This is a genomic window from Paraburkholderia sp. Clong3 (assembly GCF_050436485.1).
GTDB lineage: Bacteria > Pseudomonadota > Gammaproteobacteria > Burkholderiales > Burkholderiaceae > Paraburkholderia > Paraburkholderia tuberum.
The window spans coordinates 3,249,553-3,273,975 of the sequence record NZ_JBNDMH010000002.1 but is presented as its reverse complement, the minus strand read 5'-3'; the positions used below and the strand labels follow the sequence as shown (position 1 = coordinate 3,273,975).

Here is a 24,423-nt window from a genome sequence, read left to right as displayed (position 1 = left end):
TGGTCCTCGCCGTTACTGGATGTCGGAACCGCTGACGCCGGCCGGCAGCGCGGAGGGCAGCCACGCGACGCCGCTGAACGCGCCCATGTGGCCGCCCGAACGCACCACCAGCCCGCTCTCGTCGACGGCGACCGGCCCCCGCGCATTGCCGCGCGCGGCCCGCGCGGCCTTCACGCCGGCCACGTACTGCGGGAAATAACTGCCGAGCAGATCACTGAGATCGGGCATTTGCGGACCATGCCACGAAATGCCGAATACCGCGCCACTCGTGCTCAGGTATTCGCGCACCACGGTGCCGTTGCCGAACGTGGTCTCGCGTACCGTGTAGGAAGCGGGTATGGAAGATGTGGAAGACGCCGCGCTCGATTCAGAACGCATGACGCTTTGCGATGTGCCGCTGGCGGGCTGCACCACGCGGGAGGACACCGACGCGTCGGACGGGGGGGTAAGCGGCGCGCTGCCCAGCGCCGCATGGGCGGATTGCGCGGCCGTCAGGGCCAGTAACGAACATGGCAATACGAGCGCCGTGACTCCGGCGCGACCAATACGACTCCACATGAGAAGCTCCTCCCGAGCCGCGGCACGCTTCGCCGACTGCGCGAAGCGGCCGCTTATAGGCAGATGATACGGCACCGCCGCGGCCACAACGCTGAGGGATGGCCTCACCGGGCGACTGCCCGGCGTTGCGCGGGCCGGGTGCCGTACCGCTTTGACCTCGTAGTATGCCTGCGGATTCTTTCAGCCGGCGCAAGGCGCGCCCACGCGCGCGACTTACCGACTATTACTAGCAGGATAACGTACGGAAGATGGGTAGCCGGTACTCATTGAACGCGTGATTGGCGCAAATCGCGGAGAAACCACCAGCCCGGCGCGCTTGCCGGGCCGAGTCACTTGCTCAGAAACCGAGGCTCGCGAGCAGATCGTCGACCTGCGATTGATCCTGCACCACATCCGTCTTGCCTTCCGGATTGATCTGCGGACCGTTGAGCAGATGCTCCGGGCTGCCCGTCGACGACACCTCCGCCTTGAGAGCCGCGGCGTTCGCCGCGAACTGCTCGCGCCGCTCGAGCGCGATGTTCTCGACCAGCACGCCGAGCAGCTGCTGCTCGATCAGATAGACGACGTCGGTGATCTTCTTGATCACCTGGCCGGTCAGATCCTGGAAGTCCTGCGCGAGCATGATCTCCATCAGCTGCGAGTTGGTCGCGCTGGTCGCGTCGGGCACGCCGCGCAGGAAGGTGCGCGTGTCGTTCATCAGCGCGCGCACTTCCTCGCGCTCGATCGGCGCCGCGTACCACTGCTCCCAGCGCGCGTCGAGCGTGCCCGCGTCTTTCTGCAGCTGCTCCTGGATCGGCTTCGCGATGTCGATCGCCGACAGCACGCGCTCGGCGGCCTGCTCGGTCATGTTGGCGATGTACTTCAGACGATCGCGCGCATCGGGCACGGCTTCGGCCGCGCGCTCGACGTGCTTGTCGAGCCCGAGTTCGCGCATCGAATCGCGCAGCGTGCGCGTCAGTTGTCCGATGCGGGCAAGGATGCGGTCCGACGCGAAGTCGCCGCTGTCGTTGCCCGCTTCGGCGCCAGGCGTTTGGGTCGGCGGCGTCACGTCAGCTCCCGGCTTTCGCCATTTTCTCGAGGATCTTGTTGAGCTTCTCGTCGAGCGTCGCGGCCGTGAACGGCTTGACGACGTAACCGCTCGCGCCGGCCTGCGCCGCCGCGATGATGTTTTCCTTCTTCGACTCGGCCGTCACCATCAACACCGGCAGGTGCGCGAGGCTCGCGTCGGCGCGGATTTCCTTCAGCATCGCGAGACCGTCGAGGTTCGGCATGTTCCAGTCGGAGATCACGAACTCGTAGCTGCCGCTGCGCAGACGCGCGAGACCGGCCGCGCCGTCTTCCGCCTCGTCGACGTTCGAGTAGCCCAGTTCCTTCAGCAGGTTGCGGACGATCCGGCGCATCGTCGGAAAATCGTCAACCACCAGAATCTTCATTCCCTTGTCCATTTCTTTCCCTTTGCTTGATCCATGTTGCGGCGTTCGGCCGCGTCATTCCATCCGGCACGCATCATACCCGCTGAACGCGGTCACCCATCGACGACAAACGCGCCATCACGCGCCGGCTCATGTCCGGCAGCGCGGCGATTTCGTCGGCCGCGCCGAGCGCGATCGCCTCGCGCGGCATGCCGAACACGATGCAACTCGCCTCGTCCTGCGCCAGCGTGTAGGCACCGGCCTTTTTCATCTCCAGCAGCCCGGCCGCGCCGTCGCGCCCCATGCCGGTCAGGATCACGCCAACGGCGTTCTTGCCCGCATGCTGCGCGGCCGAACGGAACAGTACATCGACCGACGGACGATGCCGGTTCACAGGCGGGTCGTCGGACAGATGCGCAATATAGTTCGCACCGCTCCTCGCGAGCAACAGATGCGCATGGCCCGGCGCGATGTACGCGTGCCCCGGCAGCACACGCTCGCCGTGCTCTGCTTCTTTAACGGTAATCCGGCACAAACCATTGAGGCGTTGAGCGAAAGATTTCGTAAAGCCCGGCGGCATGTGCTGCGCGATCAGCACCGCGGGCGCGTCGGGCGGCAGCGGCACCAGCACTTCGCGGATCGCTTCGGTGCCGCCCGTCGAGGCGCCGACGATAACCAGCTTCTCGGTACTCAGCAGCGGGTTGTTGAAGAGCGGCGCGGCGCCGGCCGGCGCCTGCGCGGCCTGGGTGGCCGCATGCTGCGCCGGCGCTGCCTGGCGTACGCGCGCGCGGGCTGCCGCGCGAACCTTGTCGGCGAGCTTTTCCGCGTAGTCGAGCATGCCGTCGCGAATGCCGACCTTCGGCTTGGTCACGAAATCGACCGCGCCGAGTTCGAGCGCGCGCAGCGTGATTTCGTTGCCGCGCTCGGTCAGCGACGACACCATCACGACCGGCATCGGCCGCAGACGCATCAGCTTCTCGAGAAAGTCGAGGCCGTCCATGCGCGGCATTTCGACGTCGAGCGTCAACACGTCCGGGTTGTGCTGCTTGATGAGCTCGCGCGCGACGAGCGGATCGGGTGCCGTCGCGACCACCGTCATGTCCGGCTGGCTATTGATGATTTCGGTCATCAGGCTGCGGATCAGCGCCGAATCGTCGACGCACAATACCTTGATCTTTTGCACAGCGCTCACGCCTCCTCTGTGGTTCTGGCGTTGTTGGAATGAGTCGGGCGCGGGCTCGCGCCGAACAGTTCGATTCTCGGCCGCGCGGCGGCGGCGGCCGGCTTCGCGAACAGCTCGACCCGCTTGCGCGCGGCGGCGAGCCGCTCCGCGCGTGCTTCGGCGCTTTGCAGCACGAGCGCCTGCTCGCGCTCGGCGACGCCCGCTTCCTGTTGCAAGCGCAATTTCTTCACCATCACCTGACCGGTGCGCGGCATGAACGCGACCTTGCGCGGGTGCGAGCCCTGCAGGTCCTCGGCGACGATGCGGATCTTTTCGGTGGCCAGATAGCGGCGCACGAACTCCGAGTTGCGATCGCCGATGTTCATCGTCGTCATGCCCGCGAGCACCGCGCCGCCGCCGAACACCTTGGCCTCGAAGCGCTCGCGCCGCCCGCCCGCCTTGATCAGTTCGTTGATCAGCACTTCCATCGCGTACGCGCCGTAGCGCATCGAGTCCGACGCGGCCTGCGCGACGTCGGCGCCGTCGTCGGGCAGCATGAAGTGATTCATGCCGCCGATGCCCGCGGTGCGGTCCTGGATGCAGGCCGCGACGCACGAGCCGAGCACGGTTACGAGCACCATGTCTTCGCTCGTCGTATAGAACTCGTTGGGCAACAGCTTCACGCCGGGGCGCTGGAAGTGGTTGTCGTAGTACAGGTTCGAAGCGATCGGCAGCGTGCTGCTCATGCGGCCACCCCGCTCGATTGATGCGCGTCAGGCGCGTTGGCGCGCGACGGCGCGCGAGTGCCGCCCGCGTCGCGGGTCAGTTCGTAGACGGTCTGGCCGCGCAGCCGGAACGCTTGCGTCACGTACGTGAAGTTTTCCGAATGGCCGGCGAACAACAGGCCGCCCGGTTTCATCAGCGGCTCGAAGCGCGTCAGCACCTGCGCCTGCGTCGGCTTGTCGAAATAGATCATCACGTTGCGGCAGAAGATCGCGTCGAACTGCGTGCGCAACTGGTAATCGCGATTGGTCAGGTTCAGTTGCTCGAAGCGCACGAGCGCGCGCACTTCGGGACGCACCTTGACCATCCCCGCATGCGCGCCCGTGCCCTTCAGGAAGAAGCGCTTCAACCGCTCGGGCGACAGGTGCTTGACCTGGTCGAACTGGTAGACGCCGGCCTCGGCCTTCGCGAGCACCTGGGTGTCGATGTCGGTCGCGAGCACCGACGCCTGGCGCGCGCCGCTGTCGCCGAGCGCTTCGATCAGCGTCATCGCGATCGAGTACGGCTCCTCGCCCGTCGATGCCGCCGAGCACCACACGGACACCGGTTGCGCACGGCGCGGCACGAACTCGGCGAGGATCGGAAAGTGATGGGCTTCGCGAAAAAACGCCGTGAGGTTGGTGGTCAGGGCATTGGTGAACGCTTCCCACTCGGCCGGATCGTTTTCCGCTTCGAGCAGATCGAGATACTGCCGGAACGTATCGATGCCGCGCGCCCGCAAGCGGCGCGCGAGGCGGCTATACGCCATGTCGCGCTTGTGGTCCGACAGCGAGATGCCCGCCCCGCGATGAATCAGCTCGCGGATGCGGGCGAAATCCGCCGCCGTAAATTCGAAATCGCGGCCCGTCTCGACGGACCTGGCCGGCTCTGTGCCGTCAGGTGCTGCCCGCGCGGGGCGTTGTGTTGCGCGCGTTGCCATCATGAAAATTCCTGTCTGCGATATGAGCCATCACGCTCGCCGCCCAGCCGGACTGCCTGGGAGGTAGGAATTGTCGTCGCGGGGTCGCGCCCTCCCGCGAGTACCATCGCCATATGGCCGGCTCGCGACACGCGTACTGTGCGTGCTTCGATGCTTCGCCCATCCGCGGGCGCGATGCCGGTTGACCACATGTCACTCTGCCGTTGCCTAAAACGTTTCCCAGTCCGCGTCCGAACTCGCCTTCGCCGTGCCCGGCGGAGCGCCGCGCGTGGGCGTGTCGGTCGTGACGCGAGCCGCTACTGCGACCGGCCGGGGCTTCAATACCGGTTCGACGCGTGCGGTTGCGTCGTGCTGCGTCGGGGTCGCCGCGCTCGCCGCGATTGCCTTCGATTCCTTGCTCGCGCCCACCGGGTTCACCGGAGTCGCCGCGCTCGCCGCTTGCGGTGCAGCCCTGGCGAGCTGCGCGGGCGTCTGCGCACGCGTCGCCGGGGCGCTCCGACGCGCCGGTGTGCCGGTTACCTTCCAGCCGCCCAGCACCGCCTGCAACTGCCGCGTCTGATCTTCGAGCGACGCCGCCGCGGCCGCCGCCTGTTCGACCAGCGCCGCGTTCTGCTGCGTGACCGAATCCATCTGCACGACCGCGCGGTTGACCTGCTCGATGCCGCCCGACTGCTCTTCCGACGCCGCGCTGATCTCGCCCATGATGTCGGTCACGCGACGCACCGCCTGCACGATTTCTTCCATCGTCGTGCCCGCGCGGCCGACCAGCTCGGAGCCGCTCCTGACCTTGTCGGCCGAATCGCCGATCAGCTCCTTGATCTCCTTCGCGGCGCTCGCGCTGCGCTGCGCGAGGCTGCGCACTTCGCCCGCGACGACCGCGAAGCCGCGGCCCTGTTCGCCGGCGCGTGCGGCTTCGACCGCCGCGTTCAGCGCGAGGATGTTGGTCTGGAACGCGATGCCCTCGATCACGCCGATGATGTCCACGACCTTGTTCGAACTGGTCGCGATTTGCTGCATCGTCGTGACGACCTGGCTCACCACGTCGCCGCCGCGCGTCGCGATGTCCGACGCGTTGACGGCGAGCTGGCTCGCCTGGCGCGCGTTCTCGGTGTTCTGCCGCACGGTGCCGGTCAGCTGATCCATGCTCGATGCGGTTTCCTGCAGCGACGCCGCTTGCTGCTCGGTGCGCTGCGACAGATCGGTGTTGCCCATCGCGATTTCGCGCGCGCCGGTGTCGATCGATTCGGTGCCGCTGCGGACTGCGCGCACCATCGTCGCGAGGCTTTCCTGCATCCGCTTGATGCCCGCGAACAGACGGCCGATTTCATTGTTGCTGAACACCTCGACGGGGGTGGACAGGTCGCCCCCAGCGATCCGCTCGAAGCACGCGGTCGCGTCGTTCAGCGGCTGCACGATGAGACCGCGCAGCGCGAAACGGATGCCGACCACCACCAGCAGCGCGAGCACCGTGGTCACGCCGATCAGCATGATCATCAGCGACGCGCTCGACTGCGCGCTCGTTTCCTGATCGGCCACGCTCTGCCGCAACGCCTGGATCACCGCGGCGGCGGCCGCGTCGTAGGCGATGAACATCGGGCTGATCTTCGTGTCCGCGACCCCGTGATACGCGTCGAGATTGTTCGCGTTCAACGCGGCGAATTCGACGTCGACGCCGTCGTGCATCACCGTCGTGTGCTTCGCGAGCACATCGTCGAGCAAGGCCTGCTCGACGCGGTGCTTCGGCGCGTCGAGATACGCCTGCCAGCTCTGCTTGCTCTTGCCGAGCAGCTCCTGCGCGCGATCGAGCGCCTTCTTCGCCTCGTCCGCGTTACCGGCGGCCGTCAGCGTGTTGAAGCGATCGATCGCGATGCGCGAACGCAACAGATACGCCGACGCATCGTCGAGCGCATGAATCGCGACCAGTTCGCCGCGTGCGACGCGATCGAGCGAGCCGCTCGCGCGATTCAGCGCGGTCAGCCCGAGCGCGCCGACCACCACGGTCAGCGTCGCCAGAAGAATCCCCACCATCGTCAGCGACGTGCGGATCGACCACCTGCTCAGCATTTTGATGCTCCTTGTGCCGGGTTCCGTTACTGCCTGCGCTCAGACGCCGAGCGTTTCGGTCAGCGACATCTCGGAGCTGGTCATCAGCTTCTCGATGTCCATCAGGATCAGCATGCGGCCGTCGACCGTGCCGAGACCGGTCAGGTATTCGGTCGTCAGCGTCGCGCCGAATTCCGGCGCCGGCATGATCTGATCGACCGCGAGCGTCAGCACGTCCGACACGCCGTCCACGACCATGCCGACCACGCGATGCGCGACGTTCAGGATGATCACGACAGTCTGATGGTCGTACTCGACGCGGCCGAGATGGAACTTGATCCGCATGTCGACGATCGGCACGATGATGCCGCGCAGGTTGATCACGCCCTTGATGAACTCGGGCGCGTTGGCGATGCGCGTCACGTTGTCGTAGCCGCGGATTTCCTGCACCTTCAGGATGTCGATGCCGTACTCTTCCGCGCCGAGCGTGAAGACGAGGAATTCCTGACCGCCGGCGTCCGCCTGCGCGTCGCGGCGACCCTTCGCCCCGCCCGCGACGCTCGAATTGATGGATTGGACTTCTGCCACGTTAGCCCCCAAACGGTTGGGATGAATTGAGTTGAAGTTGTGTTGCGAATGTCTGTCAGTGCCGCGTTTGCTGCGTGCGTTACGCGAGGCTCATCGCCTGCGCATGCCCATGCGCATGACGCGATTCGCGGTTCAGCGCCGCAACGTCCACGATCAGCGCGACGCTGCCGTCGCCCAGAATGGTCGCCGCGGAAATGCCGTGCACCTTGCGGTAGTTCGTTTCCAGATTCTTCACGACCACCTGCTGCTGGCCGACGAGTTCATCGATCAGCATCGCGAAGCGCCGTCCCTCGGTCTGCATGATCGTGACGATGCCCTGGGTCGGCTCCTGCTTCGCATCCGACACGTTGAACACCTCGTGCAGCGCGACGAGCGGCAGGTATTCGCCGCGCACGCGCACCACGCGCTCGCCGTTGGCGACCGTGTAAATGTCTTCGGCTCGCGGTTGCAGCGACTCCATCACGAAGTTCAGCGGCAGGATGAAGATCTCGTTGCCGACCTTCACCGACATGCCGTCGAGGATCGCGAGCGTGAGCGGCAGCACGATCCGCGTGGTGCTGCCCTTGCCCGCGTGCGACGTGATCTCGACGTGACCGCCCATCGACTGGATGTTGCGCTTCACCACGTCCATGCCGACGCCGCGGCCGGACACGTCGGTGACCTGCTCGGCGGTCGAGAAGCCCGGCAGGAAGATCAGGTTCCAGACTTCCTCGTCGCTCATCGTGTCGCTGACCTGCATGCCCTGCTTGGCCGCCTTCGCGAGAATCTTGTCGCGGCGCAGGCCCGCGCCGTCGTCGCTGACCTCGATGACGATGTTGCCGCCGTGGTGCGCCGCCGACAGCACCAGCTGACCGGTCGAATCCTTGCCCGCCGCGCGCCGCGCCTCGACGGTTTCGATGCCGTGGTCGAGACTGTTGCGCACGAGGTGCGTCAACGGGTCGATGATCCGTTCGATGAGGCTCTTGTCGAGTTCGGTCGCCTGACCGAAGGTGACGAGTTCGACCTCCTTGCCGAGTTTCGCCGCGAGATCGCGCACCAGACGCGGGAAGCGGCTGAACACGTAATCCATCGGCATCATGCGGATCGACATCACCGCTTCCTGCAGATCGCGCGCGTTGCGCTCGAGTTGCGCCATGCCGTTGAAGAGCCGGTCGTGCAGCGCCGGATCGAACGTGCTGGTGGTCTCCGCGAGCATCGCCTGCGTGATCACCAGCTCGCCGACCAGATTGATCAGCTGATCGACCTTCTCGACGCCGACGCGAATCGAGCTGCCTTCGCCGCCGGCCGCCGCGGCGGCAGGACGGGCCGCCTTGCGGTCCTGATCGGCGGACGCGGCCGAAGCCGGTTTGGCCGCCGCCTGAGCCGCCGCGGGTGCCGCGGGCGGCGGCTCGATGCTGTCCGCCTGAGCGGGTGCGCTTGCGGCCGCAGCGGCGAGGGCCGCCGGGGTCGACGATGCTGCGGGCTCCGTGTGAAGGACCGGCTGCGCCTGCGCTTGCGCCGCGGGAGCGGCGGGCGCGACCTGCGCGGATTGCGCCGGTGTCGGAGCGGCAGCGTCGGGCGTTCCAGGTTCGCCCTGCTGCGCGTCGTCCACCGGCGCGGTGCCACGGCCGATCGTGATCTGACTTTCGTCGATCACGAAGCAGCACACGGCGATGATGTCGTCGGAGGATACGTCGCTCGAGAGCCACAGCGTCAGATCGCTGCCGCTCTTGACCTGCCCGACGATGTTGCCCAGGTTGCCCAGCTCTTCGGTGAGCAGTTCCTGGTCTTTCTCTCCCACGCCCCGTAGCGTAATTTTCAGATGTGGGCCGGCGCTGTCGGCCGTGCCCGCGGCTTGTCCGGTCTGTGCCGGTTCGCCGTCGATCCATTCGCCCGCCGCCTGCACCGCCTGTTCGACGACGTGCTCGGGCGGGGTGCCGCCTTGCTGCTGTACCGCGGTTGCTTGTGTTGTTGTTTGGGTTGCCGTCGCCTGCGCTGCCGCGGGCGCGGGGGCGCTCACGGCCGGCGCGGTTTCGGCGCTCGACGCCGCTGCCGGCGCGCCGCCCATGCGGCTTTCCGCGTGCAGCTGCTCCAGCTTCGCGCAGATCGCGCGCGCCACCGCCGCATCGGGCTCGGCGCTCGCGCGATAGTCGGCGAGCTGGCCGGACAGCACGTCCTTGGTTTCGAGGAACGTGTCGATCATGTCCTTGCGCAGCACCAGCTCGTTGTTGCGCGCGCGATCGAGCAGCGACTCGAGAATGTGCGTGGTCTCGGTGAGCGCGGTGAAACCGAACGTCGCCGCGCCGCCCTTGATCGAATGCGCGGCGCGAAAGATCGCCGCGAGGTCTTCGGGGTCCGGGTGGGCCACGTCGAGATTGAGCAGCAATTGCTCCATCTGCGCGAGCAGTTCGTCCGCTTCGTCGAAGAACGTCTGATAGAACTGTGTGATGTCGAGTGTCATGCCTGGTTCACCGCGAGAGTGCCTGTCTGGCGTAAGTCGCCGTAGAGGCGCGTCGAGAGCTATCTGTACTGTGTCTAAAGGTGTTGATGACGCGGATCAAGCCGGGTCCGGTTCGGCCAGCGCCGCCACCAGCTCGGTCAGCATGTCCGGGTCGAGCGGCTTTTCGATCCAGCCGGTCGCGCCCGCCGCGCGCGCCGCCTCTTTGAAGGGTTCGCCCGATTCCGTCGTGAGGACGAGGATGGGCGTCGCCTGATAGGCCGGATTTCCGCGCAGCGCGGTGATCAGATCGAGACCGGTCTTGCCGGGCATGTGCTGGTCGGTCAACACGAGATCGAACGCCATCGCGAGCGCGTTTTCGAGCCCTTCGTTGCCGTCCGCCGCGAGCGTGACTTCATAGCCGGCGCCCGTCAGCGTCGCGGCGAGGATCTGCCGCATCGATGCCGAATCGTCGATTGCCAGGATGTGCCTGATCATGAAAACCTCGCTGCGCTTAACACTGGGCCGCCGGGCGGTGCGCGCCGGTCGGGCGCGGGCCGCGGCCCGGCGGCCGCGGTCTGTTACTGGGCCGGTGGCGCCGCCGCCGGCAACTTCGGTGCAGCCGTCACCGGCTGCGCAAGTCTTTGCAGCAGCGGCTTCGAGCCGGCTGCGTCGTCCGACAGGGTCGTCGTCGTGGAGTCGTCGTGATCGAGCGCCTCCTCGGACTTCCTGTTCAACACGATGATGCTGATGCGACGGTTTTCCGGATCGAGCGGGTCCGCCTTGTTCAGGTTCTGCGTCGACGCGAGACCGAGCACGCGCATCACCTTCGCTTCGTCCATGCCGCCCGCGACCAGCTCGCGCCGCGATGCGTTGGCGCGGTCGGCCGACAGCTCCCAGTTGCTGTAGCCCTTCTCACCGCCCGCGTACGGCACGGCGTCGGTATGGCCCTGCACGATGATGCGGTTCGGCACGTCGTTCAGCGTGTGGCCGATCTCGCGCAGGATGTCGCGCATGTACGGCTCGACGACGTCGCGTGCGGTCGCGAACATCGGCCGCTTCTGCGAGTCGACGATCTCGATGCGCAGGCCGGTCAGCGTCGAGTCGATGCGGATCTGCTGCTTGAACTGGCGCAGCACCGGGTTCGCCTCGATCGCGGCCATCAGCTTGACCTGCAGGTCGTGCAGGCGCACCTGTTCCTGGCGTTCGAGCGCGCCCGTCAGCTGCTTCACGGAGTCGTCGTCGTTGTGCGACGCGGTGCGCTCGGCGCGGCTGCTGCTGCCGTCGGTCGAGCGGGTCACGCCCTGCGCGTCGGTCGAGATGTCGCGACCGCCGCCCTTCAGGATGCTCGAGTCTTCGGCGCTGCGATCGCCGCCCCACAGCGTGATCTTCAACGGCTGGTTGAAGTAGTCGGCGATACCTTTCAGCTGCACGGTGGAGGCCGAACTCAGCAGCCACATCAGCAGGAAGAACGCCATCATCGCGGTCATGAAGTCCGCGTACGCGAGCTTCCACGCGCCGCCGTGATGACCGGACTTTTTCGGCGCGCTGCGCTTGACGACGATTGCGCGGTCTTTGTCCTTGCTGCTCATCGGTTCGGTTCCCGTCGCCTGCTTATTTCGCCTTGACGCGGCGCACGTGCTCTTCGAGCTCGGCGAACGACGGGCGCTCGGTCGAGAACAGCACCTTGCGGCCGAACTCGACCGCGATCGCCGGCGCGTAGCCGTTCAGGCTCGCGAGGATCGTCACCTTGATGCACTGGAACATCTTGGTCGACTCGGTCACGCGCTGCTCGGCGACGCTGGCGAGCGGCCCGATCAGCCCGTACGAAAGCAGAATGCCGAGGAAGGTGCCGACGAGCGCCTGCGCGATCATTTCACCGAGCACCGCGGGCGGCTTGTCGGCCGAGGCCATCGTGTGCACGACGCCCATCACCGCGGCGACGATACCGAACGCCGGCATCGCGTCGCCGACCTTGGTCAGCGCATGCGCGGGCGCCTCGCCTTCCTGGTGGTGCGTCTCGATCTCCTCGTCCATCAGGCTTTCGATCTCGAATGCATTCATGTTGCCGCCGACCATCAGCCGCAGGTAGTCGGTCAGGAACTCGATGATGTGCTTGTCGGCGAGGATCTTCGGGTACTGCGTGAAGATCGGGCTCTTCGACGGATCGTCGATGTCGGCTTCGAGCGTCAGCGTGCCTTCCTTGCGCGCTTTCGCGAGCAGCACGTACAGGAGCCCCATCAGCTCCATGTAGACGTCCTTGTTGTACTTCGCGCCCTTGAACAGGGTCGGAATGACGCGCAGTGTCGCCCGGATCGTCTTCATCCCGTTACCGAGAATGAATGCGCCGACTCCGGCGCCGACGATCATCAGCACCTCGACGGGTTGCAGCAGCGCGCCGAGATGGCCGCCTTCGAGCGCGTAACCGCCGAAAACGGACAACAGCGTCACGAGTGTTCCCACGAAAATCAGCACTGCCGAGCCCTCACAAAAAAGCGACGGTTACCGTCGTTAGTCAGGTTTACGGCACCGAGGCGGAAAACTTTGGGGAAAAAGACGGCGCTCGAGTCCGGTGTAAACGAGAGGCTTGCGCTGCCTCAACGCGTGCTGCTCAGACTTCGGCGGTGACGACGGTATCGAGCGTGGGGGCGGGGCAGCGGGCCTCGTGAGCTCGCGCGTCGGACACTTGCGGCACCTCGGCCGGCACTCCGGCGACGGCGATTTGCCGCTCGGCCCGCGTTTGCGCCGCCTTCTTCGTCTTGCCCGCGCGCGACGGCGGCTGACACAGCCCGCAAACGAACCCGTGCTGCGGATCGTGCGCGTGCGCGACGAAGTGGCCGCCGCAGCGGCGGCAGGCGCTCATCTGCAGCATGCCCGAGTCGAAGAAGCGCGCGAGCGTCCAGGCGCGCGTGAGACTGAGCACCGGCTCGTCGTCGTGCAACTGCACGTGCTCGAGATACAGCCGGTAGCTCTTCACGATCGATTCGATCGCGCGGCAGCCGCCGTGACCGGCCATGAAACGGTAGATGTTGTAGAACAGCGACGAATGAAAGTTCGGCTGCCAGGTCATGAACCAGTCGGTCGAAAACGGCAGCATGCCCTTGGGCGGCGACACCCCTTTCAATTCCTTGTACAGCTTGACGAGCCGGTCGCGCGACAGGCTGGTTTCCGCCTCCAGCAATTGCAGACGCGCGCCCAGTTCGATCAGCTCGATCGCGAGGGTGATTTCCCGGACTTCGAGTACGACGCTCTTACTGGCCATCAGCCGATCTGCTCGACCGGCTGGCTCGCCATCAGGATCGCCGAATGAGCCTGTGCGATCGCGCTGGACTTGTCCTTGTCCGCGAGGGCGGTCAGCACCGCGTGATCGTCGAAGCGGAAGCGGCACAGCATCTGGTTGGACGCCGCGAGCTTGACGGTCTGCGCCAACGACAGATTGGCGAGCACGTCGGCCAGCTGGTCCGAAATACCCATGCGGAACATGCCCATCGGCTTGTCTTCGCGCAGCAGACGCTGGGCGAGCAGCAGATAGGAAAGATTGACTTCCCTGATCTCACTGAGCATATGGCTAGTCGTGCTCATGATTTCCCCCGTTCGTATGCCCGGCTGGTCAGGCCGATTTTTGCGGAAACGTTTGCTCGAACGCGCGCGCTGAATCCGCGCGAATCCGCTCGTCTCTGGTCTTGCAAGCATTGTCTCGAAAGGGGGCACAGCCGAAAATCGGAGAGACACCCCAGCTGGGTGACGGATTAATCCGTCATTTGTGTAGGAATTATTCCTACAACCCGGGTTGCGGCGAGGCACGAATTGGGCCGAATTGATGCGCGGGGCGGGACTGACGATGCGCGCTGGGAATTTATACGGCTGCGGCGTGTACCGGATGGTGAGTTTTCAGAACTTCACCGCCGCACCGTAAAACGGTGGAAAAGAATTATAAGACGTTTTCACCCGGCTGCAATCTGGCTCGGTTAGAGATCTTTCCCGGCTCATCCGACCCTCGGGTCCGCCGCTTGCTACGGTGCATTTCGCCTGTCGAGCTTGATTGAGTCGGTCGAATTACGCTTCCCGATTATGGGGACCTGTTGGCTGCTCGACCTTGCGCGGCAGCTGTAACGGTCCATGTTTCGCGCTGTAACAACATTAAGCGTTTGAAAAATAACTCGAATTACCGCGGTCGATCCCGATAATGAAGGCTAAGGGATTACCCGATAGCTATTTCGGAGCACCCTCGGGCGGGGCAAACCGCGCCCAACCGTCCGGTTAGGCAGACGTACCACGCGCCATTCAGCCGTCGTGCGAAGCCCCGGTAAGTATCAAAAATCCGCATGGGATCCGGGTCGGCGCGACAGCGCTAACTCTGATCGACACAGGAGAAAACGCATGCGAATCGCACAAGTCGCGCCGCTCTACGAAGCTGTCCCACCGAAACTCTATGGCGGCACCGAACGTGTCGTGTCGTATCTGACCGAAGCGCTGGTCGAACTCGGCCATGACGTCACGCTGTTCGCGAGCGGCGACTCAGTCACGTCCGCCAATCTCGAGGCATGCTGGCCGCGCGCGCTGCGCCTCGATCCGACGATTCGCGATGCATTGGCGCCGCACGTGCTGATGATGGAAAAGGTCCGCAAGATCGCGCACGAGTTCGACGTGCTGCACTTCCATCTCGACTACCTGCCGTTCCCCCTGTTCACGACGATGGACACGCCGTTCGTGACCACGCTGCACGGTCGTCTCGACCTGCCGGAATTACAGCCGGTGTTCGACGCATTCTCGCACGTGCCGGTCGTGTCGATTTCGGATTCGCAGCGTCTGCCGCTGCAGCAGGCCAACTGGCTCAACACGATCTATCACGGTCTGCCGGACCAGTTGCTGACGCCGCAGCCGCACAAGAAGCCCGAATATCTCGCGTTCCTCGGCCGCATCTGCCCGGAAAAACGCGTCGATACAGCTATCAGGATCGCCGCGCAAAGCGGTCTGCCGCTGAAGATCGCCGCCAAGGTGGACAAGGTCGACATGGAGTACTTCAAGCGCGAGATCGAGCCGCTGCTGTCGATGGCGCATGTCGAGTTCGTCGGCGAGATCAACGAGGCGCAGAAACCCGAGTTTCTGTCGGGCGCGAAGGCGCTGCTGTTCCCGATCGACTGGTCCGAGCCGTTCGGCCTCGTGATGATCGAGTCGATGGCCTGCGGCACGCCGGTTATCGCGTTCAACCGCGGCTCCGTGCCTGAGGTGATCGACCACGGCGTGACCGGCTATATCGTCGAGGACGTGCAAGGCGCGGTAGCGGCTCTGCAGCGTCTCGACGAGCTGTCGCGCATCGAAATCCGCGCCCAGTTCGAACGCCGCTTCAGTTCGAAAACGATGGCGCAGAACTATATCGACGGCTATTCCGCCTTGATTGAAACGTCGCGGCGCCCGGTATTGCGCCAGGTCGCGGTCGGCTAGGCGCGCCTGAAAACGGCCGGCGCTTTTACGGCTGGCCGTTTTCGGCCCGCATTGAAGCGGCGCTGTGAACCTTCGCTTATAACGCCGCAATAGCGGCGAGTCCGGCATCGGAATCGTTTGCGCGAGCGAAAAACGAAGTCTTTTGGCTGCCGGACGCGAAAAAGCCGCCCTGTATGGGCGGCTTTTTTAATACAGGGATGGTTGCGCTTCCACGGTGGATTTGCGAGCGGCGAATAAGTCAAACAGCAAAGAAACCTTCAGACCGCCTTCACCCCGTCTCACATCAGGTCGGGCGAGCGTCACGCCGAGCCAATCAGAAATCGCTCGCGATTCTTGCCGACGATCCATTTGGGCGGCTTGCCGCGCCCGCTCCATGTATTGCCCGACTTCGGGTCCTGATATTTCGCCGGCAGCGGCGTCTTCTTGGGCGGGCGGCCGCGCTTGGCGGCGACCGCGAAACCGAGATCCTGCGCGGTCAGACCGTATTCGGCGATCTTTTGGCGGATGTCGGCGACGACATTGTCGATTTCCGTGCGTCGCGCTTCTTCTGCCTGTGCCTGCAATTTGGCAATCTGCGCCTTGAGGTCTGCATATTGAGACATTCGGTTCTCCCCTTTTCTAGAACTCATTCGACCGCAGACTAGCTGCAATTATAAAAATTCGCAATGGCGACTAATACCGGTTTAGCGAATTTTCCTCTGATAATTATTAAAGAGTGTGAATTGTAAAACCTGCGCTTTATCTCGCAATAGTTTATAAATTCTGTGCGGTTTGACAATCTTTGACACCCGATTTGGCGCTGTCTGCCTAGAATTGCGCGCTCAAGGTACGTACTCGCCCTTTCGATGCGTGCTTCTGAAGTACCCATTCTTTTTAGGATCGCCAAACATGCAGTTGTCAAAGCGCCTCGTTGCCGAATTGTTCGGCACCTTCTGGCTCGTGCTCGGAGGCTGCGGCAGCGCGGTCCTCGCCGCCAACTTCGCCGGGCCGTTTCACGGATTGGGCATCGGCTTCGTCGGCGTGTCGCTGGCCTTCGGCCTGACCGTGCTGACGATGGCTTTTGCGATTGGCCACATTTCGGGCTGCCACCTGAATCCGGCGGTGAGCGTCGGACTGGCCGTCGCCGGCCGATTTCCGGTGCGCGATCTTCTGCCCTATGTCGCCGCGCAGGTGGTCGGCGCGGTGCTCGGCGCATTCGTACTGTCGCTGATCGCGTCGGGCAAGCCTGGCTTCGACCTCGTCGCGAGCGGCTTCGCGACGAACGGTTACGGCGAGCAATCGCCGGGTCACTACTCGCTCGCCGCTGCCTTCATTTGCGAAGTGGTCATGACTGGCTTCTTCCTGTTCGTGATTCTCGGCGCGACCGACCGCCGCGCGCCGGCCGGCTTCGCGCCCATCGCGATCGGCCTGTGCCTGACGCTGATCCATCTGGTCTCGATTCCTGTCACCAACACGTCGGTCAATCCGGCGCGCTCGACGGGCCCGGCGCTATTCGTCGGCGGCGTGGCGATCGATCAGCTGTGGCTGTTCTGGGTTGCGCCGATCATCGGTGCGGTGATCGCGGGTGTCGTCTATCCGCTGATCGCTGACGATCGCAGCAGCGATGCGCGCAGGCTGGCGCTCGACTGACGGCCAGTTCGACGCGCCGGTCTCGCGATCGTCGCGTAGTGGGCATGAATGGGCGCCTCGGCGCCCATTATTCATTGCGCTCGCCAATGCGATATGAATGCCGCGCCGGCCGCGTGCCGGTGGGCACCGCTGCTAGAATCGGGCGACTTCCCAGCCTCGCACAGGTGCTTTCGATGAACCGTTTCCGCGGATTCCTGCATGGCGTCGCACTGTCGCTCGGCGGTCTGTGCGCGAGCACGATGACGTTGCCGGCCGCGTCCGCGGCGACGAACACGGCGACCGTCGTTGCCGCGGCGGGCGGCAATATCGAAACCCTCGTATTCGTTCGACACGGCGAGAAACCCGCGCAGGGGTACGGCCAGCTAGACTGCCAGGGGCTCAACCGTGCGCTCGCGTTGCCGGCCGTGATCGCCGCCAAATTCGGCAAACCCGATGCGATCTACGCGCCCGACCCCGGCCAACAGAAAGACGACGGCGGTCATCCGTACTATTACGTGCGCCCGCTCGCGACGATCGAACCGACCGCGATTCAATTCCAGATGCCGGTCCAAACACCGTACGGTTTTGCGCAGATCGACCAGCTCGGCAACGCGCTCGTCGACCCGGCCAATCGCGGCAAGCTGATCGTCGTTGCCTGGGAGCACAAGCTGATCGAGAAGCTGTTGCGGCAGATGTTGAGCACGCATGGCGGTCGCGCGGCCGACGTGCCGAAATGGCAAAGCGACGACTTCGACAGCATTTACGTCGTCCGACTCGACTGGCAGAACGGCACGCCGCGCGCGAGCTTCAAACACGATCGCGAAGGGCTCGACGGGCGGGCAACCGATTGCCCTTGCGCGGCCTTGCCGGGAGTGTCGGCATCTTCGGCAGGGGCGGCCTCTTCCGCAACTTCGGCCGCTTCGGCGCCCGCGGCGGATTAATTGAGCAATACAGATGTAAGCCGTGTTTACGTGCGCCGGCGCGGCAAGCCGCGAGCGTGCGCGAAGAGCCGTCTGCCGGCTTGAATTGACCGGCCGCAAAGCCCCGTGGGGCGCGGCTGCAAGCGAAGTAAGGTGTTTGCGCGCAACGTCCGCGCGAGCGTTTTTTCTAGCTTCGATGACTTCGACGATGCTTGCAGTCCGTAACATCTGGTCGCAGTCCAGCCCGCCTCGAGTGCGTACATTGGTCCTGTGCGACAAACCTACGTCGCCTCACAGGAGAGACCAACATGAAACGCATCGTCACTCACTTGCTGGTTGCTGCCGGACTCGCGGCGGGCGCATGCGGTGTCGCGCAGGCGCATACGGATCTGAGCGTCGGCCTATCGCTCGGCGCCCCGGTTTATGCCGCGCCCGTGAGCGTCTACGCCGCGCCGGAGCCGGTGTATTACGGCGGCGGGGATCATCGCTACCCGCGTGGTGACTACTACCGCGACTATCACCGCGATGATCGCGGCTGGGGTCACGACAACCGTCGCTGGGGTCATGACAATCGAGGCGAGCACCGCGGCTGGCGGGATTGACGAGCGCAAGCGGAGCGCACGCTGCGCGCTTCGCGAGCAACTTCTGCGGCCCGCATCCACGCGAGTGGATGCGGGCCGCTTTCAATCGCAGTGACTGCGGTTCAAGATGCCAGTTCGTCGTTGAGCGCAAACAGTTTGCGCAGATGATGCGCAACGCCTGCCTCGAAGTTGTTGCCGATGCGCGGCACATGCGGCAGGCGGGTGATCAGATCGGGATTGGCGTTGTTCATCATGAATGGATGGCCGGCCGTCTCGAGCAGATCGATATCGTTCATGTTGTCGCCGAACGCGACGCAGTGCGACGCGTCGACACCGAGACGCTTGAGCACGATCTGCAGGGCGCGCCCCTTCGACACATTCGCGGTCATCACTTCGAGACAATCCGGCAACGAATACGTCACGTACAGTCGTTCGCCGAAGTCGCGTTCCAGATTGGCGGCCACCTGCGCGAGATCGGCGGGGTCGCCGATATACAGCGCCTTGGCAATGTCGACGCCATCGTGCTTCGGCAGGTCGGTCACTTCGTACGTGAAGCCGGAATCCTGGTGAAATTCCAGCAGATGGGGCGCGTCGCGGTCGATGAGCCACGCCTCGTCTGCAAACAGACTGACGATCACTCGACCATGCGCGCCGACAATTTCGGGCTGCACGAGACGCTGGACGATCGCCGGCGGCAAATCGTCGGCGTGGATCACCGTGTTGTCAGGCGCGTGAATGCGCGCGCCGTTCGACGTGATCAGATACGGATTGATGCCGAGCAGATCGCGGATGCCCGCGACGTCGCAGTAATGCCGCCCGGTGGCGATCACGAACTGCAGCCCGTCGCTTTCGAGCTTGCGCACCGTGGCGACCGTGAACGGGTCTACCTGGTGATCGGCGTTGAGCAGTGTGCCGTCGAGATCCGTGGCGATGACTTTATACATGGTGAGTCCGGCGGCTGAACCGTCGAGGCAGCGTCAAAGCGGGTATTTTACAGGTCTCCTCGAGCCAGCCGCTGCGCCTCGCGCTGCGCCAGTTGCAAGCCGCCATGCGCCGAATCCGCCCGCGGCTCGCGCAGGCGCGCCTGATACGCCTGCGGCACGTACTCGCGCAACGGCGTACCGAGGCCTCCGCATAACGCGACCGGCAGCGCGCCCGTCGCGTCCAGCGCGGTGATCATCTTGCCGACTTCGACGCCGGCCTCGCCGAGCAGCCGCGCCGCGAACGGATGTGCGCGGTGTTCGATCGCGATCGGCGCGAGCCGCGCGTAGGCAGTCTGATTGGCCGTGCACAGCCACACGACGAGACTGTCGCGATCCCGCGCGCCGGTATGCGCGAGCAGCGCTTGCGTGAGATCGTCGACGGCAACGCGGCCGTCCAGCGCCTGTTGCGCGTGCACGATCAGCCGGAGGCCGAGCCACGCGCCGCTCGCTTCGTCGCCCGATGGAAAGCCGTAGCCGCTGGCCATGCGGAATTCGCCGTCGCTCGCGAGCGAAGCCGCGACGCTGCCGGTGCCGAGTGCGACGATCACGCCGGGCGCGCCGTCGTGCGCGCCGAGCAGGGTCGTGTAGGCGTCGGTTTCGACGGCCAGTCCGGCGAGCCGCGGCGCCTGCTGGTGAAACTCGGCGAGCCAGTCGCGATTGTTGACGCCCGCCAGTCCGCAACCGAGCACGCAGCGCGACCAGTCCAGCGCGACTCCGGCTCGCTCGAACGCTTCGCCGCAGGCGGCCTGAATGGACTGCCATGCGCGCGGGATGCCGAGCCCAAGGCCCGATGGGCCGCTTGCCGCTTGTGCCAGTTGACGGCCCTGCGCGTCGCCGAGCACGACGCGCGTGCCGGTGCCGCCGCCGTCGACGCCGATCAGAAAGAAGTCGTGGTTCATCGAATCGAATCAGTTCCGTGGGTGAATAACGCTTAGCGTGGCAGGTCAGTTTGAATCGCGCAATTAGCCGATTGGCCAGCTTGCGGCGCACACCGCTTCCGCTATGCTGGCGAACGACATGACCACGCGGGGGCACGACAGTGACACAACGATGCAACTGGGTATCGAGCGAAGCGCTCGCACAGTACCACGACACCGAATGGGGTGTGCCCTCGCGCGACGACCAGCACCTGTTCGAGATGCTCGTGCTCGAAGGCGCGCAGGCCGGTTTGTCATGGTCGACGATCCTCAACAAGCGCATCGGCTACCGCCGTGCATTCGCCGACTTCGACATCGACAAGGTCGCGGCCTTCACGCCGAAGCGCGTGGATGCGCTCGTCGCCGATGAAAGCATCGTTCGACATCGCGGCAAAATCGAGGCGGCCATCCTGAACGCGCGCGCTGTGCAGCAGATTCAGGCCGAACATGGCTCGCTCGCGAACTTCGTGTGGTCATTCGTCGACGACACGCCGATTCAGAACGAATGGGCTTCGTATAAGCATGCACCTGCGTCGACGGAAGTATCGGACGCGCTAAGCAAGGCGCTCAAGCGCTACGGTTGCAAATTTGTCGGTTCGACGATCTGCTACGCATTCATGCAGGCGGTCGGCATGGTCAACGATCATGAGACGACCTGCATGTGCCGTGAGCGATGCGTGTCGCTGGGCAAGAAGGGGCGTGGTCGGAAGGCGAGGTGAGGCCACGGCGTCCGCGGGAGGCGCAAACGCGTGAATTGGCGCCCTTTCATGCCCGTAGTCGGCCCTTCGTCGGACGACGCACGGCGGATACTCGTCGCCATGCGCTCACGCGATGCGCGCTCAACAACAAATAACTACCGCCTCGGACGCGGGAGACCAACCATGAAAACACTTAGCTTCCTGACCCACCAGGACATTTACGATCAGTCCGTCACGCATCTGTTCGAACAGAAACGCGCTGCATTGCTACCAAGGGGCGGCGGCGCCTACCGTGGCTATTGCGGCGGCTGCCCGGTCGGCAACCTGATCAAGCCGCGCGATTACATGACCGCAATGGAAGGCGTGCCGGTGCGCTTCATCGGCAAGCCACTGGCCGAAGTGCCCGCTTACATGGATGTCGGCCTGGCCGCGCTGAAAAAAGCGCTGCTTCGCGCCCGCATCAACGTATACGATCCGGTGGCCATCGCTTTGCTCAGTTGCCTGCAAAACGTGCACGACGTGTTCGGCACATGGGAGTGGCACGACCGGCTGGGCTCGATCGCGCGCGAGTTCGGGCTGTCGGCCGAGCGGCTGAGGAGCGCGGCGTAACGGCTGCACGCAGGGGCAAAATCCGACGCCGCAAAAGCAAAACGGCGATGTGGCTTCTTTCGAAGCTCACACCGCCGTTCGGCGTATCTAAAAAGCGTGCTTAGTGCAGCTTTTTCGGCAGCATCTGGCTGCGCAGACGCTTGTGCAGGCGCTTAACAGCTGCTGCCTTCTTGCGCTTGCGAGCCGTGGTCGGCTTTTCGTACGACTGGCGTTCACGCAGTTCAGCGATCAGGCCATTCTTTTCGATTGCGCGACGAAAGCGGCGAATTGCCACTTCGAACGGCTCGTTTTCCTTCAGAAGAATCGTCGTCATGTAATTCCTAACTCAATCACTAGATACGGGTTTAATTGCATGGCGGTAACCGCTCAGGTCACCACTCACGCGCCGGCCCTCCGGTCGCTTCGATTCATGGCCAGTAACAGGCAAACGCGAGGCTGATAAACAACCCCGGCCAAACCACGAATGAAGCGAGAGGCAAAGCGGCCACGGAGGCCGGAAAAGAGAGGTGGGGAGTTCACCGCGGAACGCGGACAGACGTAATGCAAAAGCCGCGTCTGTTGCCGTTTCGCCAACCTTTCATCAACGAAGAACACTGACGAAACAGGCAAAGATCTCAATTCACTCCCGATCATATCAGGAAACTCCCCATCCTACCAGGGGTTTACCGATTGCGCCAGGCTTTTCCCTGGCGCGGATCGCCCCCGCGTTGGCGGCCGAGGTGTTCGCCTTATCAGGCGCTCGCTTCGTCCAGCTCACGAATATCGTCGGCGGCGAGGGACAGCTGGACGGCCGCGACCAGGCTCTTCAACTGCTGGACCGAGGTTGCGCTCGCAATAGGGGCCGTAACGCTCGGGCGCGCCATCAGCCATGCAAGCGCGATCGCCGCCGGCGTGCTGCCGTGCCGTTGCGCGACGCGGTCGAGCGCGCCGAGAATCCGCAAGCCGCGCCCGTTCAGGTATTTTTCGACCCGGCTCCCGCGCGCCTTGCCGGCCAGATCGGCCTCGCTGCGGTATTTGCCTGACAGGAACCCGCTCGCGAGGCTGTAATAGACGACCACGCCGAGATGATTCGCGAGCGCCACCGGCTCGCTGTCGCTCTCGTATTGCGCGCGGTCGTACAGATTGTATTCGGGCTGCAGCAACTGATACCCGGGCAGCCCGTGCTCGCGCGACACCGCGAGCGCTTCCTCGACGCGCGCGCCACTATAGTTAGACGCGCCGATCACGCGCACCTTGCCCGCCTCGATCAACTTCTGATACGCACCGAGCGTTTCGGTGAGCGGCGTCGCGGTGTCGTCGTCGTGGGAGAAATAGACGTCGATGTAATCGGTTTGCAGGCGGCGCAGCGAGTCTTCGACCGCCGCCTGGATATTTGCAGCCGATAGCCCCTTGCGCTGCGGATGCTTCGACACCTTGGTCGCAAGCACGATCCGCTCGCGCTTGCCGCTCTGATGGAACCACTTGCCGAGGATCGTCTCCGACTCGCCGCCCTGGTTGCCGGGCACCCAGGCCGAATAGACATCGGCGGTGTCGATGAAATTGAGTCCGGCTTCAACGAACGCGTCGAGGATCGAGAAAGAGGTGGCTTCATCGGCCGTCCAGCCGAATACGTTGCCGCCGAACATGAGCGGGGCGACCTGCAACGAGGAAGTGCCGATCCTGCGTAGTTCCATGATGGCTCCAGGTATGAGTGGGCGAACGCAATGCGGGAAAATGGCCGGGCAAACCCGGGACCGTTGAGCATACGCCGCCTTGCACTACGTTGCAGCCCCGGGCACGAAGGCTACGCCGCACGCCTCGCGCTTGAACGCGGTCGATGCGTGGCGCAAAAGATGGCGCAATAGTTTGCGCGCGTCTCAAGTTTATTCAGAACACCGCTGGTGTTCACGAATGCCGCCGGCGGCAGCGTCACGAACAACCGCGACGCGGGCACGCGCTACGTGCAGGTGTCGGTCCCGCGGCAGATCACGATCATCGACAACGGTCAGACGGTGTTCCAGAGCGTGCAGGCAGACGGCTCCGCCTACGTCGCCGCGGCCGGCTCGTCCAATCAGGGCACGGGCACGCGACCAACCGGCGGCGTCTGACGTCAACGACAACCACTCAATCCAGTTCGCGACGGACACTACCACCGGCGCGATGATCTATAGGGTCAGGACAACTCGGCCAATACGACGACGCAAACGACCGGCACGTACACAGACATCTCGATAATTGTGGCCGGCTCCGTCTTGAGCGTCCCGATCTTGAGTACGCCCGAAGGACGGCGACGCGTTCAGCGTGACGCCCGGCAATGCGAGCGCCCAGGCAACACGCCTGCGGGTACGGCGGCGCTCGATAATGCGCTCGCGACGGGCGAGGCGCGGCTCTCCAACTCGTACTCGAACGTGGTCACGATCCTGGCTTCGGTAGGCGGAGGCGTCGCAGAAAACCTTCTCGTCCGCGCAGAACCTGTCGCTCTTCCAATACATCAATCCCTGGTGTGGGCGAGAGGCTGGCACGCGCCGCCAGGCACACCAGCCTCCCCGAAAGCGCAGCCGCACAGCGCATATTTTTCAAGCGCGCTCCCAAAGCGCCCGCTCAGCCCCTGGTCGTAGCGCCGCTGCCACGCACCCCAGCTCCTCGACACATGCTCGCGCTGCTCGATGCGCTGCCGCCGGAATTGCGCGTCGGTCTCGTTTGGCGGGGCAAGCCGCAACATCACAACGACGCAAACCGGTCGTTGCCGGCGGTCGCGTTGCTCGCGCCGCTCTGGCGGAAGAGGTGGTCGAGCGGGTGCGG

At 64.5% G+C, this 24,423-nt stretch carries 26 protein-coding genes; 7 read left to right on the top strand and 19 right to left on the bottom strand.

Annotated features, from left to right (window positions below; genetic code table 11):
- Positions 1–12 precede the first annotated feature (12 nt).
- The 14 genes from OKW30_RS19145 to flhD all read right to left on the bottom strand — a co-directional run bounded on the left by OKW30_RS19145 (position 13) and on the right by flhD (position 13,463).
- Positions 13–558, bottom strand: a complete 546-nt coding sequence (locus OKW30_RS19145) for a DUF2844 domain-containing protein (protein WP_184069771.1) — start codon at positions 556–558, stop codon at positions 13–15.
- Positions 559–895: 337 nt separating this feature from the next.
- Entirely contained in the window at positions 896–1,606 is a 711-nt protein-coding gene (gene cheZ, locus OKW30_RS19140; RefSeq protein WP_184008902.1) for a protein phosphatase CheZ, read from the bottom strand.
- A 1-nt stretch (position 1,607) separates the two neighbouring features.
- On the bottom strand, positions 1,608–2,003 hold the full coding sequence (gene cheY, locus OKW30_RS19135; RefSeq protein WP_018418782.1) for a chemotaxis response regulator CheY: 396 nt from the start codon (positions 2,001–2,003) through the stop codon (positions 1,608–1,610).
- A gap of 61 nt (positions 2,004–2,064) precedes the next feature.
- Positions 2,065–3,153, bottom strand: coding sequence for a protein-glutamate methylesterase/protein-glutamine glutaminase (locus OKW30_RS19130; protein ID WP_187613900.1), 1,089 nt, complete (start codon positions 3,151–3,153; stop codon positions 2,065–2,067).
- A gap of 5 nt (positions 3,154–3,158) precedes the next feature.
- Entirely contained in the window at positions 3,159–3,878 is a 720-nt protein-coding gene (cheD, locus tag OKW30_RS19125) for a chemoreceptor glutamine deamidase CheD (protein WP_184069775.1), read from the bottom strand.
- Positions 3,875–4,837 (bottom strand): CheR family methyltransferase, encoded by a 963-nt coding sequence (locus OKW30_RS19120; RefSeq protein ID WP_429347377.1) that lies wholly within the window; start codon positions 4,835–4,837, stop codon positions 3,875–3,877. The genes cheD and OKW30_RS19120 overlap by 4 nt, the downstream gene beginning before the upstream one ends.
- Before the next feature lie 204 nt (positions 4,838–5,041).
- Complete coding sequence (locus tag OKW30_RS19115; RefSeq protein WP_429347376.1) at positions 5,042–6,898, bottom strand: methyl-accepting chemotaxis protein; 1,857 nt, start codon at positions 6,896–6,898, stop codon at positions 5,042–5,044.
- Positions 6,899–6,937: 39 nt separating this feature from the next.
- On the bottom strand, positions 6,938–7,465 hold the full coding sequence (locus OKW30_RS19110) for a chemotaxis protein CheW (protein WP_184069781.1): 528 nt from the start codon (positions 7,463–7,465) through the stop codon (positions 6,938–6,940).
- 79 nt (positions 7,466–7,544) lie between these two features.
- Complete coding sequence (gene cheA, locus OKW30_RS19105) at positions 7,545–9,905, bottom strand: chemotaxis protein CheA (RefSeq protein ID WP_429347375.1); 2,361 nt, start codon at positions 9,903–9,905, stop codon at positions 7,545–7,547.
- 96 nt (positions 9,906–10,001) lie between these two features.
- Entirely contained in the window at positions 10,002–10,379 is a 378-nt protein-coding gene (locus OKW30_RS19100) for a response regulator (RefSeq protein WP_018418789.1), read from the bottom strand.
- 83 nt (positions 10,380–10,462) lie between these two features.
- Positions 10,463–11,473, bottom strand: coding sequence for a flagellar motor protein MotB (motB, locus tag OKW30_RS19095; RefSeq protein ID WP_090802477.1), 1,011 nt, complete (start codon positions 11,471–11,473; stop codon positions 10,463–10,465).
- A 22-nt stretch (positions 11,474–11,495) separates the two neighbouring features.
- Positions 11,496–12,356 (bottom strand): flagellar motor stator protein MotA, encoded by an 861-nt coding sequence (motA, locus tag OKW30_RS19090; RefSeq protein WP_090802475.1) that lies wholly within the window; start codon positions 12,354–12,356, stop codon positions 11,496–11,498.
- A gap of 136 nt (positions 12,357–12,492) precedes the next feature.
- Positions 12,493–13,143, bottom strand: coding sequence for a flagellar transcriptional regulator FlhC (gene flhC, locus OKW30_RS19085; RefSeq protein WP_429347374.1), 651 nt, complete (start codon positions 13,141–13,143; stop codon positions 12,493–12,495).
- Complete coding sequence (gene flhD, locus OKW30_RS19080; RefSeq protein ID WP_260336525.1) at positions 13,143–13,463, bottom strand: flagellar transcriptional regulator FlhD; 321 nt, start codon at positions 13,461–13,463, stop codon at positions 13,143–13,145. Before flhD ends, flhC begins: the two co-directional genes overlap by 1 nt.
- A gap of 798 nt (positions 13,464–14,261) precedes the next feature.
- Between flhD and OKW30_RS19075 the strand changes: the two genes are divergently transcribed.
- Entirely contained in the window at positions 14,262–15,326 is a 1,065-nt protein-coding gene (locus tag OKW30_RS19075) for a glycosyltransferase family 4 protein (protein ID WP_090802471.1), read from the top strand.
- 299 nt (positions 15,327–15,625) lie between these two features.
- Here the strand turns inward: OKW30_RS19075 and OKW30_RS19070 are convergent, their stop codons facing one another.
- Positions 15,626–15,928: an H-NS family nucleoid-associated regulatory protein gene (locus OKW30_RS19070; RefSeq protein WP_013090908.1), complete on the bottom strand. Its 303-nt coding sequence runs from the start codon at positions 15,926–15,928 to the stop codon at positions 15,626–15,628.
- 286 nt (positions 15,929–16,214) lie between these two features.
- On the opposite strand from OKW30_RS19070, the gene aqpZ reads away from it, so the two are divergent.
- From aqpZ to OKW30_RS19055, 3 genes are all read left to right on the top strand, one after another.
- On the top strand, positions 16,215–16,955 hold the full coding sequence (aqpZ, locus tag OKW30_RS19065) for an aquaporin Z (protein WP_429347373.1): 741 nt from the start codon (positions 16,215–16,217) through the stop codon (positions 16,953–16,955).
- Positions 16,956–17,128: 173 nt separating this feature from the next.
- Positions 17,129–17,875 carry a histidine phosphatase family protein gene (locus OKW30_RS19060; protein ID WP_184069791.1) on the top strand — a complete coding sequence of 249 codons (747 nt, stop codon included), beginning with the start codon at positions 17,129–17,131 and terminating at the stop codon, positions 17,873–17,875.
- 287 nt (positions 17,876–18,162) lie between these two features.
- On the top strand, positions 18,163–18,456 hold the full coding sequence (locus OKW30_RS19055) for a PXPV repeat protein (protein WP_429347372.1): 294 nt from the start codon (positions 18,163–18,165) through the stop codon (positions 18,454–18,456).
- 101 nt (positions 18,457–18,557) lie between these two features.
- On the opposite strand, the gene OKW30_RS19050 is transcribed toward OKW30_RS19055, so the two are convergent.
- Both OKW30_RS19050 and OKW30_RS19045 read right to left on the bottom strand, forming a co-directional pair.
- Positions 18,558–19,379, bottom strand: coding sequence for a Cof-type HAD-IIB family hydrolase (locus OKW30_RS19050; RefSeq protein WP_429347371.1), 822 nt, complete (start codon positions 19,377–19,379; stop codon positions 18,558–18,560).
- Positions 19,380–19,426: 47 nt separating this feature from the next.
- Positions 19,427–20,317 carry a BadF/BadG/BcrA/BcrD ATPase family protein gene (locus OKW30_RS19045; RefSeq protein ID WP_429347370.1) on the bottom strand — a complete coding sequence of 297 codons (891 nt, stop codon included), beginning with the start codon at positions 20,315–20,317 and terminating at the stop codon, positions 19,427–19,429.
- A gap of 140 nt (positions 20,318–20,457) precedes the next feature.
- On the opposite strand from OKW30_RS19045, the gene OKW30_RS19040 reads away from it, so the two are divergent.
- Positions 20,458–21,054 carry a DNA-3-methyladenine glycosylase I gene (locus tag OKW30_RS19040; RefSeq protein ID WP_187613887.1) on the top strand — a complete coding sequence of 199 codons (597 nt, stop codon included), beginning with the start codon at positions 20,458–20,460 and terminating at the stop codon, positions 21,052–21,054.
- A 162-nt stretch (positions 21,055–21,216) separates the two neighbouring features.
- Positions 21,217–21,642 (top strand): hypothetical protein, encoded by a 426-nt coding sequence (locus OKW30_RS19035; RefSeq protein ID WP_429347770.1) that lies wholly within the window; start codon positions 21,217–21,219, stop codon positions 21,640–21,642.
- A gap of 100 nt (positions 21,643–21,742) precedes the next feature.
- On the opposite strand, the gene rpsU is transcribed toward OKW30_RS19035, so the two are convergent.
- Together rpsU and OKW30_RS19025 are read right to left on the bottom strand one after the other, a co-directional pair.
- On the bottom strand, positions 21,743–21,955 hold the full coding sequence (gene rpsU / locus OKW30_RS19030) for a 30S ribosomal protein S21 (protein ID WP_006050883.1): 213 nt from the start codon (positions 21,953–21,955) through the stop codon (positions 21,743–21,745).
- A gap of 418 nt (positions 21,956–22,373) precedes the next feature.
- Complete coding sequence (locus tag OKW30_RS19025) at positions 22,374–23,315, bottom strand: aldo/keto reductase (RefSeq protein ID WP_429347369.1); 942 nt, start codon at positions 23,313–23,315, stop codon at positions 22,374–22,376.
- Positions 23,316–23,522: 207 nt separating this feature from the next.
- Here OKW30_RS19025 and OKW30_RS19020 point away from each other — a divergent pair, with 207 nt between their 5' ends.
- The gene (locus OKW30_RS19020; RefSeq protein WP_184069803.1) at positions 23,523–23,729 is read left to right on the top strand and encodes a hypothetical protein; all 207 of its coding nucleotides are present in this window, start codon (positions 23,523–23,525) and stop codon (positions 23,727–23,729) included.
- Positions 23,730–24,423 lie beyond the last annotated feature (694 nt).

Bases quoted from the DNA above. Each gene is read 5' to 3' on its own strand.
- OKW30_RS19145 (WP_184069771.1), bottom strand. From the start codon at position 558: ATGTGGAGTCGTATTGGTCGCGCCGGAGTCACGGCGCTCGTATTGCCA.
- OKW30_RS19050 (WP_429347371.1), bottom strand. From the start codon at position 19,379: ATGTATAAAGTCATCGCCACGGATCTCGACGGCACACTGCTCAACGCC.
- aqpZ (WP_429347373.1), top strand. From the start codon at position 16,215: ATGCAGTTGTCAAAGCGCCTCGTTGCCGAATTGTTCGGCACCTTCTGG.
- rpsU (WP_006050883.1), bottom strand. From the start codon at position 21,955: ATGACGACGATTCTTCTGAAGGAAAACGAGCCGTTCGAAGTGGCAATT.
- OKW30_RS19060 (WP_184069791.1), top strand. From the start codon at position 17,129: ATGAACCGTTTCCGCGGATTCCTGCATGGCGTCGCACTGTCGCTCGGC.
- flhD (WP_260336525.1), bottom strand. From the start codon at position 13,463: ATGAGCACGACTAGCCATATGCTCAGTGAGATCAGGGAAGTCAATCTT.
- cheY (WP_018418782.1), bottom strand. From the start codon at position 2,003: ATGGACAAGGGAATGAAGATTCTGGTGGTTGACGATTTTCCGACGATG.
- OKW30_RS19035 (WP_429347770.1), top strand. From the start codon at position 21,217: ATGAAAACACTTAGCTTCCTGACCCACCAGGACATTTACGATCAGTCC.
- OKW30_RS19070 (WP_013090908.1), bottom strand. From the start codon at position 15,928: ATGTCTCAATATGCAGACCTCAAGGCGCAGATTGCCAAATTGCAGGCA.
- OKW30_RS19045 (WP_429347370.1), bottom strand. From the start codon at position 20,317: ATGAACCACGACTTCTTTCTGATCGGCGTCGACGGCGGCGGCACCGGC.
- flhC (WP_429347374.1), bottom strand. From the start codon at position 13,143: ATGGCCAGTAAGAGCGTCGTACTCGAAGTCCGGGAAATCACCCTCGCG.
- motB (WP_090802477.1), bottom strand. From the start codon at position 11,473: ATGAGCAGCAAGGACAAAGACCGCGCAATCGTCGTCAAGCGCAGCGCG.
- OKW30_RS19100 (WP_018418789.1), bottom strand. From the start codon at position 10,379: ATGATCAGGCACATCCTGGCAATCGACGATTCGGCATCGATGCGGCAG.
- OKW30_RS19075 (WP_090802471.1), top strand. From the start codon at position 14,262: ATGCGAATCGCACAAGTCGCGCCGCTCTACGAAGCTGTCCCACCGAAA.
- OKW30_RS19025 (WP_429347369.1), bottom strand. From the start codon at position 23,315: ATGGAACTACGCAGGATCGGCACTTCCTCGTTGCAGGTCGCCCCGCTC.
- OKW30_RS19115 (WP_429347376.1), bottom strand. From the start codon at position 6,898: ATGCTGAGCAGGTGGTCGATCCGCACGTCGCTGACGATGGTGGGGATT.
- cheA (WP_429347375.1), bottom strand. From the start codon at position 9,905: ATGACACTCGACATCACACAGTTCTATCAGACGTTCTTCGACGAAGCG.
- cheD (WP_184069775.1), bottom strand. From the start codon at position 3,878: ATGAGCAGCACGCTGCCGATCGCTTCGAACCTGTACTACGACAACCAC.
- OKW30_RS19120 (WP_429347377.1), bottom strand. From the start codon at position 4,837: ATGATGGCAACGCGCGCAACACAACGCCCCGCGCGGGCAGCACCTGAC.
- OKW30_RS19055 (WP_429347372.1), top strand. From the start codon at position 18,163: ATGAAACGCATCGTCACTCACTTGCTGGTTGCTGCCGGACTCGCGGCG.